Here is a 13314-nt window from a genome sequence, read left to right as displayed (position 1 = left end):
TCACTTTCTTATTTTGAAGAGGAAAATACCAATCAAACACCTAAAGATAAAGATCTCGATAATAAGTCGGATGTTCTACCCATTGCAAATACTCAAAATCCTGAAGAACTGGATAATCTTTATTACTATGAAGGAAAAGACTTAGGAAATTCCTATTTAAAAGATAAAACTTCCTTCCGGTTATGGGCTCCTACTTCATCTGAAGCTAAGCTCGTTACTTATAAACGTTGGGATGATACAGATGGATTAGAAATTGATATGCAGCGTTCGGAGAAGGGAACGTGGACTGTTGAAATATCCGGTGATCAGGATGGGTTGATTTATACATATAAAGTGAAAGTGGGCGATGTATGGAATGAAGCTGTGGATCCCTATGTCCGGGCAGTGACTGTAAATGGGAATAGAGGTGTTGTAATAGATTTAGCAGACACCAACCCAGAAAAGTGGACAAATGATAAACCTGCGCTGAATAGCCCTGAGGATGCAATTATCTATGAAATTCATATCAGGGATTTATCGATTCATCCTGAAAGTGGAATTCAAAATAAAGGGAAATTTTTAGGAGTAACCGAAATGGGTACCAAAGGTCCTGAAGGAGTTAAAACTGGTCTCGATCATATTAAGGATTTGGGTGTGACTCATGTTCAATTTATCCCCATTTTTGATTTTGCTACTGTCAATGAAATGAAATTAAATGAACCTCAATATAATTGGGGATACGACCCAAAGAATTATAATGCACCAGAAGGGTCTTATTCGACTGACCCCTTCCAACCAAAGCTCAGAATTCGTGAGGCGAAGCAGATGATCCAAGCATTACATGATAAGGGATTACGTGTAATTATGGATGTAGTTTACAATCACGTATATTCGGTGGATGATTCTAGCTTTAACAAACTTGTACCTAACTATTTTTTTCGCTTTAACGAGGACGGCACACTATCCAATGGTACCGGTGTAGGAAACGACACAGCGTCCGAACATAAAATGATGCGTAAATTTATCGTTGAATCTGTAATCTATTGGGCGAAAGAGTTTAACCTCGACGGCTTCCGTTTTGATTTAATGGGGATTCATGATGTGGTAACGATGAATGAAGTGAAAAAAGCTGTTGGTGAAATTGATCCGACTATTATTGTTTTAGGAGAAGGGTGGGATATGAATACCACATTGTCTCAGGATCAGAAAGCGAATCAAAAGAATGCTTATAAAATGCCTGGTATAGCACATTTTAATGACGCTATCCGGGATGGGCTAAAAGGCTTTGTGATGAATGAACATGATAAAGGCTTTATCAATGGCAAACCAGGTATGGAAGATATCATTAAAAAAGGGATAGCTGGTGGATTGAAATACGATGATCATATAGCAACCTATCAAAATCCAGCCCAGGTCATCAACTATGTCGAGGCCCATGATAATTATACATTATGGGATAAGCTCGTAATTACCAATCCAGATGCGACAGAGCAAGAACGTAAGCAGATGCACAAGCTTGGTTCCTCAGTGGTATTACTGTCACAGGGAATTCCAATGATCCATGCTGGACAAGAATTTATGCGAACAAAGGATGGAGATGAAAATAGCTATCAATCATCTGACTGGGTTAACCGATTGGATTGGAAAAGAAGAGCGGAGTTTGATTATGAAGTAGAATATTTAAAAGGGCTAATTTCGCTTCGAAACAATATTTCCGCTTTCAGGTTAAGAACAGCTGAAGACATCGAGCAGCAGTTAATATTCCTTGATGCTCCGGCGAATGTAATTGCATTTACTCTAATGACAGAACATTCAAAGATTGTTGTTATTCATAATGCAAACTGGGAAGCTGTAAATTTTACACTCCCACTCCATGGAGAATGGGCTGTTTTAGCGAATGGTCAGCGGGCGGGTCTAGAAGAAATTGAAAGGATTCAGGGGAGTCATATAACCGTTTCCCCTTTAAGTTCATATGTGTTGAGAAGTAATTTGTAAAATAGTGATTCGAAGTGAATGATAGGTGATCACTCACTTCGAATTTGTTTTTTTAGCTTTCTATCGAAATATTTACTAAAAAATGGAATAGTGAAATAGCTAATAATGTTGAAATATAATCTCCCATCATTAATTAAGTTCAGGGAAAATTTCCTAGTGCAGAAAATATTAAATGAATAAATTTTCTCGTTTTTTTAGTGAGGAGACGATTATTTTGCCAGAGAAAGTACATATAATTATTAATGAGGCTGAGGCCATCCTGAACGGTAATCAAACAATTTTACATTTGCTAACAAATAGTTCGATTTAAGTTTCGAATGTTTGTTACCATCCAAACTTAGACCCGATTGAAACATGTGATGCATGTCATGTCTCGTGAATGTTAATGGAGAGCTTGTGAGATTGTGTTCTACCGAATTCAAAGATGGGGATGTAATTGATACAGTTGCACCTGATGTCAAAGAAGCATAGGTTATCGCAATGTTCAAGATACTGTATAACCATGAACTGTACTGTACGGTTTGTGATTACAATAATGGGTCATTCATCAACCGTATGTAATGGATAATTTAAATCCATTTTCCGTTATGATCAGGACCAATGCATCCTTTGCGGCCGTTGTGTAGAGGCTTGTCAGGATGTACAAGTCACTGAAATTTTAATTATCGATTGTGAGGCAAAATGGCTCTGAGTCATTTGGGATAAGTAACTCTAGCTGGTTTTGGATTTTAGCCGGAAATTCGTTCATAACCATTCCACTGACGCTATCAAAGAAGAAACAAATGAGAATAAATTAATAGGGAAGGGTCCTTTGATGAATGCCTTTCTTACATTACTTGAATAATTTAAAAATATCTTTTCATGAAGACATCATTTAATAATGTACTTTTTGTGAAATAACTTGTAGAAATACATTCCACCCCATAAAATGGGAGTAACTATAATATTCAAGGAGTGTGCAAATGAATTTTAAATTAATAGCCATAATTGGTATCTGTTCATCTTTACTACTTTCCGGTTGTTCGAATGAAGAAAAAAGTGTTGTGGATAAAGAAACTAGTCATGAAGGCCATTCAGCCCATACTGTTTCAGGAGATCTACAAGAAGAGACTAGCAGTAAGGAAATAGCACCTGAATTTCTATCTGGAAAACCAGAAGAAATGAAAACCATCTATTTAGCGGTTGCTCAAAATCAGGAACTATTAGAAAATATACCATGTTACTGTGGTTGTGGCGAAGAAGCTAACCATAAAAACAATTACGATTGTTTTATCCATGAAAATAAAAAAAGTGGTGAAGTGGTTTGGGACGATCATGGTACTAGATGTGGAGTTTGCCTAGAAATAGCAGCTCAATCCATTTTAGATTTAAGGGATGGGATGTCAATTAAAGATATCCGTACTAAAGTGGATGAAAAATATAAGAGTGGATATGCAAAACCAACACCTACTCCTGAGGTTTAAGTTTATGAATTTCCAAATTAAATAGTTACAAGCGAGTAAATAAATGAAAAAGAGCCTGAAATGAAGTAACCCAAAAAGGTAGACACTTTATTTAATAGGTCAGCCTTGAAGGCATGAACCCGGTAATCGACCCGGCTCATGCCTTTTAATTTTACCTTGATTCGTTTGAGACTGTAGTAATGGATATATTCTTCTTCTAGTTCTTGTTTGAAATGCTCCATGCTTTCAAATTCTTGAAGATAGAGTAAATCTAATTTTAATATGCCAAAGAAGTTTTCAATGACCGCATTATCGATACAATTTCTTTTGTGGGACATGCTTTGTGTAGTGTTATGTCCTTTTAAATCATGCAATATTGTTTCATCTGGTAATGCTAGCCCTAATCTGAATGAAGAATGGGTGAATCTTTCGATTCCAAGCGGTCAAAGGCTTTATCCAGCATTTTGGTAACAAAGGCAATAAATTTATAGTTTTTTTCCCTTCCAAGTACTCAAAAGTCTGCATGTAGTTTTTCGTCTATCGTATATTTAGTCAAAAAAACTGCTCCCCCCAATTGTTAGATGTTGTCTAACAATTGGGGGGCAGTTCAAATTATGAGGCTCTTTTTTATTATTCATATTAAAGATAAATAAGGGAATACTGACAAAAACAACAAAAAAATATAAGGGGGTTATCCATTTGACTTTAATCCGCCTTGGTTATGTGGCCATGAGTACTCATGTGCCAAACTGCTCACCATCCCAAACCATGACTTTTTCCCAGTTTTCGAAAATTAAGGATAGGGAGGCAGCCATAAGAAAACTTGAACGCATTTCAGTTTCTAATTTTAATAATTGCTGGCGATTACTAATCCATAACGCAGCTCATGATATCCAATTTTTTAGGCTTTCATCTAAACTCATTCCCCTTGTCAATCACCCAGAAATTCCAGAATGGGACTACCTAGAACCAATTTCAGAAGAACTTGAAAAAATTAAAACCTATCTTACTAATCAGCCAGCTATAAGAATTGATTTTCATCCAGATCATTTCGTCATTTTAAATAGTTCGAATATCGATATACTGAAGACTTCTCTAAAAACATTAAGAATTCATTATACTTTATTAAAAAAAATGGGATTGGACCCTGAGCATCGTTGTGTTCTCCATGTCGGTGGTGGTTATGGTGAACATGAACAGGCGCTAGAGCAGTTTATACATAATTGGGGGTTTATACCTGAGTCGATTCAAAAAATGGTGATTCTTGAAAACGATGATACTACATTTACTTTATCGGAAACTCTCTACTTGTGTGAAAAACTAGGAATTCCCATGGTTTTTGATTACCACCATTACCTTGCGCACCATTCGGCATCTGAAAAATGGATTGATCATTGGAATCGAATACTCCAAACTTGGGATTACTCCAAACTATCTCCGAAGATGCATATTTCTAGCCCAAGATCGGAAAAAGAATTTAGAGCACACGCTGATTACGTTGATCCGGATATGTTTATGGAGTTTTTACAACAAATAAAAGGAAGTTTACCACAGTTAGATTGTATGATTGAAGCGAAGCAAAAAGATGGTGCACTTTTCCAATTGATGGATCAACTAAGAGCCTACCCGGAAATTGAGATGATTGACGGTGCAAGTTTTTATATCCGCTGAGAGACTTGGATAAAACTTACATTTGATGAAGAGATATGTAAGGCTCTTTATCAAATGTAATAGAATAAATATTAAAAATATATAGTTTACATAATGTTATTATCGTAAATAAAATAAATGGGGAAAGTTGTATAATGTCACAGGGAAGAGAAAGGGTATTATTGTAAATTATAATCCTGAAAAAAATACCAGTGTTTGAACTTCTACATTTTTCATAAAAAAAACAATAAAAGATAAAAAACAGGTCCCATAAATTGATTTTAAGGTGTCCATTTTTAATCGTTAGGGTATTTCATCGCGATTGTTATAAAGTCTTTCTAAACGCTATTAAAATACATTTAAGGGGATTGGGAGAATTAAACTCTTTATCTACTATTAATATAAGAATATTCCGAATGTAACAAAGGACCTGTATTGATACATTCGAAATCGCGTCAAATCAAGGTTTTTGAGAGCATTATAATTTAAAAAACTTGCCTTTTTTTCGTCAATTCACGTACAATGAAAGAAGAGGAAAGGGGAATGAGTTACTCATGCAAGCAACCTCTCAAAGAATCAAAAATGTCCAGCCGATACGCCGACTGGATCACATAGATAAGATGAAAAAATCTCTATTAAAATATTGCAGCTACCGCGATTATATGATGTTCTCTATCGGGATTAACATTGGACTTCGAATCGGTGATCTTTTACAGTTACGTGTAAAAGATATCCTAGAGGGAACGCATATCGTCATTGTAGAGCAAAAGACAGAGAAAATTAAACGGTTCCTTGTCAACCCTCAACTTCGGAAAGAGGTCCGGAAGTATGTTCGGAAGATGAACCTGAAAAGTGAAAACTATTTATTTCCTAGCCGAAAAGGAAATGGTCCAATCACTAGGGTACAAGCATATAGGGTTTTAAACAAAGCAGCAGAAATGGCTGATATTCCGGATGTTGGCACACATACACTCCGAAAAACATTTGGCTATTTGCATTATCAAAAATTTAAGGATATCGCTTTACTTCAACAAATTCTTAATCACTCCAATCCAAAAGATACGATGATATACATAGGACTCACACAGGATTTAATGGACGAAACATTGATGGATTTCTATTATTAAAAAAAGGACCAATAAGGTTCTTTTTTTATTTATCATAATAACATTATGTAAACTAGTTATTTTCAATTATAATTCTAAATTTAAGAGTAAATTATCTAGGATGAATCATTTGTATATAAATTGGTGGTACATCTTATAAGAAACCCTGGGGAATAAAATGAGGTAAATCAAAAAAAGTTTTGTTATTAAATATCTTACATATTAATATAATATTCTTTTGGAATAGTTGTTATTTTATAGAACCATCAGCGCACATTATAAATAACTGGAAAGTAGAATTCCTTATATTTAGAAAAGATATTTAAATCTGTACTAACAAAATATTTGATGAATCTAAAATAAAGAGGGAAGAATAAAGAACATGAGGGAATATTGCTCAACAAGAGTAATGACAGTGTCTTTTTCTTCTTAGATATTAGGTGTTAAATTCAATGGGAAATTGAGCTAAGGATAGTATAGATAACAAAGATCTTAGATAACTATTTTTTAGGGACATTACAAAAGAACCCTATATTTTATAGGGTTCTTTTGTTAATGCATTATTTAATCGCTATATGTATTTCCACTTTTCCATCAGGATAATATTTTTCATAATCCAGGCTATATGCCCTATTTAACTTTTTTCATCTTCAAGTCTGCCATATCTTTTTCCAAGTTTCACTTATGGAATGCTCATCTTGTAAACATTCAAACACTTTATATTCATTTTCTGGAATAATAATTTTTTCATTTGACACTGGAGTTTCAGTAGCAATAGTTAAAGTATAGTCACCACGATAATTACTTGTGTATTGATGGTAAACCCCATACTTAATATCATTTTCAATATTGAAATCATTCATTTTATTCCATAATGACCCAATTTTATCGAATAAATTTTCATCCGTGAAATTATTAGTGCGAATATCGCCAATAATATATACTTCTTTACTCATTATACCCTCACTCCTTTGTATAAATTTGGTTTTTTAGTTAATTGTATCATAGTCAGAAAAAAAGAATCACCTTTTTCAAAATAACAAACGGAAGCATAGTTGAAAAACATAAAGAGGACCAAGTTTTTTTTCCTCTTTTAAATACCAACATTAATAATTATATAATCTATACAAAGGAGAGGATGTGTCTAAACTGATGAAAAACTCCGTCTTCCATAGAACGACATTATTACGTAGAGTAGAAAAATTAAAGATTGAACTAAAGTAAGCGTAGCAGAAGGTTACTTTCTTTTGTGATAGATAAAAGGTGGATTTTCGAGATATTGTATCCAATTATTTTGGGATTGGATACAATATCTTTTATTTTTACTATTGTAATCGTTTTATATAGTTGTTATAGTTAAAATTGTATCCAATGTTGAAAGGTGGAAGATAAATTGGATAATGCTAATAGAGATAAGTCAACAATCGTAAACAATGTAACAAAAAGTCTTAGACAGGCAATTTTAAACGGGACACTGAAAAAAGGCGAGCGTTTAATTCAAGAGGAATGGGCTGAACGATTAGATGTAAGCAGAATGCCCATTCGAGAAGCGCTTACACAGCTTCAAATGGAAGGTTTAGTGGAAATGGTTCCACACAAAGGAGCTATCGTCACTCCAATAACCCGAGATGATATTGAAGAAATCTACCATACTAGGTCTCTTCTTGAAGGCCTAGCTGTTGAAAAGTCACTTCCCTATTTAACAAAAGAAGACAAAAAACAATTAGAGAAAATATTGATTGAAATGGAAGAGATTCAGTTATCCGATGTAACAAATGAACACTATATTCAATTGAATGCGGCTTTTCATGAAACCCTTCGAAAAGGTTGTCCATGGCCTAGGGTTCAAAAAATGGTAGAAACGCTAGGTATCTCGCCAATTGCGCCCAACTTGCTTATTGATTATTACCCTGAAACTCAGCGGGAACACAGGATGATTTATGAAGCAGCTTTACGAGGCGATCCTGCAGAACTTCGAGCATCTGTGGAATATCATATTTTACGAACAAAGAATAATTTAATCACGTGTATGGAGTTGCTAAAAAAACCATAAATAATAAGGAGTGGTAATTATGTATGATTTTGCAATTGTTGGTGGGGGAATTGTAGGTTTATCAACGGGAATGGCACTTTATAAGCGGTATCCTAATGCGAGAGTGGTAGTTATTGAAAAAGAGTCTGTTGTTGCAGATCATCAAACTGGTCATAACAGCGGTGTTATTCATTCAGGAATATATTATAAACCAGGAAGTTTTAAGGCACGATTTGCTCGCCAAGGAAGCAAATCAATGACGGAATTCTGTCAAACACATGGAATCGAACATGATATTTGTGGAAAGGTCATTGTTGCGACAAAGCAAGATGAGTTACCAATTCTTAATGATTTGTATACACGTGGTCTACAAAATGAACTGGCTATAAAAAAAATAAGTGTGGATGAATTAAAGGAAATCGAACCACATGTAAACGGACTTGGTGCGATTCGCGTCCCGCAAGCAGGTATTGTAAATTATCGTCAGGTCAGCGAAAAAATCGCCGATATTGTCAAAGAATATGGCGGTGAGATTAAGCTAAATACAAAAGTAGAAAAAATTAACGAGGAATCAGATAGTGTAACGATTGAGACGAACAACGGTACCCTAAAAGCACGATTGGTAATTAATTGTGCTGGGTTGCACAGTGACCGTATTGCAGCAGCAGCGGGGTACAAAACTGATATGAAAATTGTACCATTCCGTGGCGAGTATTTTAAGTTGATACCAGAAAAACGCCATCTCGTTAACCATTTAATTTATCCTGTTCCAAATCCAAAATTTCCGTTTTTAGGGGTCCATTTTACTCGGATGATTAGCGGAGAAGTAGATGCTGGTCCAAATGCTGTGTTAAGTTTTAAACGTGAAGGCTATAAAAAAACGGACTTCAATGCAAAAGATTTAACAGAAGTTTTAAGTTACAAAGGGTTCTGGAAACTCGCGAGTAAATTTATGAAAGAAGGGATGGATGAATATGTCCGTTCTTTTAGCAAGAAGCAATTTACGAAAAGCCTCCAGGAGTTAATTCCTGAAATTCAGGAAGATGATTTAATTCCGGCACCTGCAGGCGTTCGAGCGCAGGCTCTACAGGACGATGGGAATATGGTAGATGACTTTCATATTATAATGGGGAAACGTACTGTTCATGTATGTAACGCTCCGTCTCCTGCAGCTACAGCTTCTATTGAAATTGGAAAAGAGGTTGTTAACCGTATTCCAGAACAATCGCACTTATTGGAAGCAGCTTTAATAAAATAAATCATTTTTAGAAAGGAAGAAGCCTCATGTTTAATGGTAAAACAATATTTATTGCAGGTCACGCACGTTTACCCCAGGGAATGGCAGCAAAAAGTGTCTTTGAAACGTTAACCATTACTGCAGAAGTCGATGCTAAATATGGGGTTATACTAGAAGCTTCCTGTACATTGGCAACAGAACATGGACGTGAATTTATTGGACGCGTGTTAAAAGGGACTAGTTTAAATGATGGTGTTGATAATGCGATAGAATCTATTCAATCCTATTATCGGGGAAAGGCAACAAATGCGTTGATCGCTGCATTAAAAGACTTAGATCTCCATTTTCAGCAAATTAAGGCCGGGGAAAAACCAAAACAACCGAACTAGATTTTTGATTTAATTTATCTGAATAATAAGTAAAAAGAGTTGACATTAGAATACGAAAGTGTTTTAATTGAATTAAGCCAATATTATGACATTATCACCTTTTGTAAAATACCTTTTCAAAATCGTGAATAGATTATAATAATTGGAAACAGGAAACATAAATAATACATAAACTGCATATTCGCTGTGACTCTATTTGCATAGAGCAGTGAAGTGAATATAAGCCAGTTGTACAAGTAGAATCCTATTTTAGTAGGGAACTTGTGCGACTGGCTTTTTATATTTCCCGTTAACTCATTACCCTATTTTACAAATAACAGGAGGAATTATTCATGAGTATTGCAGAAAAAAAGAAAGCGAAGTTTGAAAAGAAAACTGAAAAATATGAGGTGAAAGTTCACCCGCAAACAGATCGTTTGTATCATATTGAAATCTCAAAAGAGGCAATTGCAAGTTTTTTAGAAGTAGTATTAAAGGATAATCAATCTGTACAACATTTGGAATATACACCATACGCACGTCGCATTGTCGCTTCTTACCTATTGGACCAAGTAGGAGAAGAGTTTGGCGAAGTACTTCGGAGCATTGTTCATGATCGAGAGTCTGGCGGATTCACTCTTGGTTTAGAAGGTGTCTCTGAAAATACTGATGAATATGTTATTTTCGCAACAGCGATTTCACATTTACTTGGAACTCCAAACCATGATGCAATGTCTGGAAAGTACTATGCACGTTTTAGTGTACAAGATACAGATAGCAGCGATTCATATCTACGTCAGGCATATCGTTTATTTACTCTTCATACAGACGGTACCTTTGTAGATGAGCCGACAGACTGGTTGCTTATGATGAAGACGATCGAAGAAAATGCCCGCGGAGGCGAATCACGTTTATTACACCTTGATGATTGGAAGGAACTTGATAAGTACGTCAATCACCCATTAGCAAATCAAAAATTTACGTATAAAGCTCCAAAAAGTAAAAATATTGATCAAGAAATTGAACGTTTAACTTTCTTTAATCATAATAACAAACCGGGTGTTTGTTTTATCGATCAATTTGTTTATCCTGAGTCCATTGAACAAGCAAAATACCTACGTGATTTCTCTAAATCATTGGAAGCTGATGAAAGTGTAATTGAACTAGAACTTCCTGTTGGTGATTTGGTTGTCGTTAATAATATTTTTTGGCTTCACGGACGTGCTGCATTTGAAAAGGATCCAAACTTGAACCGAGAATTACTACGCCAGCGCGGACGTTTTAACCAATAAGTTTTACCTGTAAACCCTATCGTTTATCTCTATCCCCAAAAACCTTTTAAAGATAAATTCTTTTCCTGCCTTTCGGTTCGGAACGAGAATTTGTCTTTTTTTTCTCTGAATTCGAAACTGAAGTACGATTGCATACCGAAAAGAATGACCCTGGACAAAGGCCGGGGTCATTTAGTGGTAAATCAAAGATATTACTGTTGTCAATCGTCTATTTCTTGGGCACAGTTCATATTCTTAATCTATTTTATTTGTTTCGTGTATTTATATATCGAGCGCTAATACAAGAGGTTACATTTCTATAGCACCCTTCACGTCATACTTTTCTAAATCGATGTCTATTTCTCTATCAAGTGCAAGATTTGCCAGTTGAGAGCCGATATAAGGGCCCATTGTTAGACCGGAAGCACCTAGCCCATTAGCAACTATGATACCTTCCCAATCAGGTATGGGGCCAATTACTGGAAGGAAATCAGGAGTGAAGGGTCTGAACCCTACTCTTGCTTCAATAAACGTACTATCTGCCAAACCAGGAGCAGTATTTAATGCTTTATTAAAAACTTCCTGTAATCCTCCTGCGGTCATTCGATTATCGAATACTTCCATATTTTCATGTGTTGCCCCGGCTACGATTTTATTATCTTCGAAAGCCAACAAGTATTGGTCACTAGGCGGCATAACAACCGGCCAGTTATTTGTGTTTGTATCCGGCAACCCTAGATGAACAATTTGAGCTTTTTGAAAGCTGACTTGAAAATTGACTCCCAATGGTTCTAGTAATTGATGGGCCCATGCTCCTGCGCATACAATTACTTTATCGGCGGCAATGACCTCATCAGCAATTGTTACACCTGTTACCTGTGAATCGCTATATGTCAGAGCAGCCTCACCATACATAAGTTTCGCTCCGTTTTTTTGTGAAGCACGAAGTAATGAATCACGAAGTGCCCGTCCATCGACTCGTGCGGCTCCACTTATATGGACAGCAGCATATTCGCCGGAAAGAGGCGGAAATAGGGCATTCGTTTCCTCAGAAGTGAGCAAAGTAATATCCCCTATCTCAGGTGCATCTTCTTTTCGCTTTGTCGCTCGTTTCTGCATGGCCAGCAGTTTTTCTTCATCCGTATGTAAGCTGATAGCCCCTACTTGGGCATAGCCAGTCTCTGTTTCCCCGTCCCGTTCAAGCTCTTTAATTAGATTGGGATAAAAACGCGCACCATTTTTCGCGAGGTGATACCAATCTTTATTACGCCGTTGTGAAATCCATGGACACACGATGCCTGCCGCAGCGGCGGTGGCTTGTCCTCTATCTAGGCGATCAACAATGACAACATCGGCTCCCATTTTTACAAGCTGATAGGCCGTGGAGGCTCCTAAAATTCCTGCTCCCACTATAATGATTTTTTGCATGTTTAACATCTCATTTCTTTCATTTGTATAAAACCCTCTAGTATAACTATATCGAAGACGCCAAACGATTGCCACAATCGATATATTAATTGATTTTTCACATAGTTATTTTATCTGTAATGAATATGCTATGATTGAAACGGATCAGTTTGAAAAGATACTAGGAGGACATACCATGTTAAAAAAACAAATGGAAGCATACATATCAAAAACTTTAAGTGAAAACAAGCTGGAATTGTTTAAAGAAGAATTGGATTATGCAGAGAGACATAAGTTAATCCCTGACGATATTTCTATCGTAGAAAAAGAAAACACTTTCCGCTTTGCTGATGCTTATATCGAACGCAGTAATAAAGAAAGCGAAGAAATGATTTCTGAAGAAACTGCTGCATTTTTATCTCAACCAATTGAGTTTTTAAAAACAAATATAGAGGAATTCCTTTACTTTGAATCTTCATGGTTCGAACTAATCGGGGTTGAGGCACTTTCTTTGGAAGTTGATGATGTATTCAGTACTTATAACGCCATGTTCGGATTAAAATTTCAGAAAAAAATAGGAGATGCTATAAAAGCCTATTTAAATAAGGAGCTTCAAGGCGGTATCGGGTCATTCAGTTTGATGTTCAACCAAGGTGATGGGCTATGGGACGTGAATTTTGCCTTGAATAATGTTAAAGGATTTCGAGAAGACATGTCATTAGGAGAAGCTTTTAGTCTAATCTATAATTTTCTATTTATTCTTGTTGAAACAATCGAGGAAGATAAGTAAAGCGAAGAACCGCCATTGAACTGCACCCCAATTGTTA

At 35.9% G+C, this 13314-nt stretch carries 11 protein-coding genes and 2 pseudogenes; 10 read left to right on the top strand and 3 right to left on the bottom strand.

The genetic code is table 11. The features are described from left to right. Positions 1 to 33 precede the first annotated feature (33 nt). From pulA to JFU50_RS24500, 3 genes and pseudogenes are all read left to right on the top strand, one after another. Positions 34 to 1974 (top strand): annotated as a pseudogene (gene pulA / locus JFU50_RS24510) (type I pullulanase); the annotation flags it as partial. A gap of 577 nt (positions 1975 to 2551) precedes the next feature. After that, positions 2552 to 2665 carry a 4Fe-4S binding protein gene (locus JFU50_RS31605; RefSeq protein ID WP_309559272.1) on the top strand — a complete coding sequence of 38 codons (114 nt, stop codon included), beginning with the start codon at positions 2552 to 2554 and terminating at the stop codon, positions 2663 to 2665. A gap of 271 nt (positions 2666 to 2936) precedes the next feature. Beyond that, on the top strand, positions 2937 to 3437 hold the full coding sequence (locus tag JFU50_RS24500) for a PCYCGC motif-containing (lipo)protein (protein WP_201224566.1): 501 nt from the start codon (positions 2937 to 2939) through the stop codon (positions 3435 to 3437). 101 nt (positions 3438 to 3538) lie between these two features. Here JFU50_RS24500 and JFU50_RS31055 read toward each other — a convergent pair. Beyond that, a pseudogene (locus JFU50_RS31055) lies at positions 3539 to 3894 on the bottom strand (transposase); the annotation flags it as partial. Between the two features lie 221 nt (positions 3895 to 4115). Between JFU50_RS31055 and uvsE the strand changes: the two are divergent. Further along, positions 4116 to 5087, top strand: coding sequence for a UV DNA damage repair endonuclease UvsE (uvsE, locus tag JFU50_RS24490; protein WP_201224564.1), 972 nt, complete (start codon positions 4116 to 4118; stop codon positions 5085 to 5087). 533 nt (positions 5088 to 5620) lie between these two features. Next, positions 5621 to 6193, top strand: a complete 573-nt coding sequence (locus JFU50_RS24485) for a site-specific integrase (protein ID WP_207196090.1) — start codon at positions 5621 to 5623, stop codon at positions 6191 to 6193. Positions 6194 to 6822: 629 nt separating this feature from the next. Here the strand turns inward: JFU50_RS24485 and JFU50_RS24480 are convergent. Beyond that, positions 6823 to 7128, bottom strand: a complete 306-nt coding sequence (locus JFU50_RS24480) for a GyrI-like domain-containing protein (RefSeq protein WP_201224563.1) — start codon at positions 7126 to 7128, stop codon at positions 6823 to 6825. Positions 7129 to 7565: 437 nt separating this feature from the next. Between JFU50_RS24480 and JFU50_RS24475 the strand changes: the two genes are divergently transcribed. The 4 genes from JFU50_RS24475 (at position 7566) to glaH (ending at position 11101) form a co-directional block, all read left to right on the top strand. Then, the gene (locus JFU50_RS24475) at positions 7566 to 8225 is read left to right on the top strand and encodes a GntR family transcriptional regulator (protein ID WP_056519518.1); all 660 of its coding nucleotides are present in this window, start codon (positions 7566 to 7568) and stop codon (positions 8223 to 8225) included. Between the two features lie 19 nt (positions 8226 to 8244). Further along, a complete protein-coding gene (gene lhgO / locus JFU50_RS24470; protein WP_201224561.1) occupies positions 8245 to 9462 on the top strand; it encodes an L-2-hydroxyglutarate oxidase in 1218 nt (405 codons plus the stop codon). A 26-nt stretch (positions 9463 to 9488) separates the two neighbouring features. Next, positions 9489 to 9830, top strand: coding sequence for a DUF3870 domain-containing protein (locus JFU50_RS24465; RefSeq protein WP_057213787.1), 342 nt, complete (start codon positions 9489 to 9491; stop codon positions 9828 to 9830). Positions 9831 to 10162: 332 nt separating this feature from the next. Next, positions 10163 to 11101 carry a glutarate dioxygenase GlaH gene (gene glaH / locus JFU50_RS24460; RefSeq protein WP_201180521.1) on the top strand — a complete coding sequence of 313 codons (939 nt, stop codon included), beginning with the start codon at positions 10163 to 10165 and terminating at the stop codon, positions 11099 to 11101. Between the two features lie 288 nt (positions 11102 to 11389). Here the strand turns inward: glaH and JFU50_RS24455 are convergent, their stop codons facing one another. Continuing rightward, a complete protein-coding gene (locus JFU50_RS24455) occupies positions 11390 to 12508 on the bottom strand; it encodes an NAD(P)/FAD-dependent oxidoreductase (protein ID WP_201180520.1) in 1119 nt (372 codons plus the stop codon). A gap of 175 nt (positions 12509 to 12683) precedes the next feature. Here JFU50_RS24455 and JFU50_RS24450 point away from each other — a divergent pair, with 175 nt between their 5' ends. After that, complete coding sequence (locus JFU50_RS24450; RefSeq protein ID WP_190269573.1) at positions 12684 to 13277, top strand: branched-chain amino acid aminotransferase; 594 nt, start codon at positions 12684 to 12686, stop codon at positions 13275 to 13277. Positions 13278 to 13314: the final 37 nt, after the last annotated feature.

The sequence above is a fragment of the Peribacillus sp. TH14 genome, assembly GCF_016651145.1.
In the GTDB taxonomy this organism is placed as follows: Bacteria; Bacillota; Bacilli; order Bacillales; family DSM-1321; genus Peribacillus; species Peribacillus butanolivorans.
Note: the sequence above shows the minus strand (reverse complement) of the source record. Positions and strands in the feature narration are given on the sequence as shown.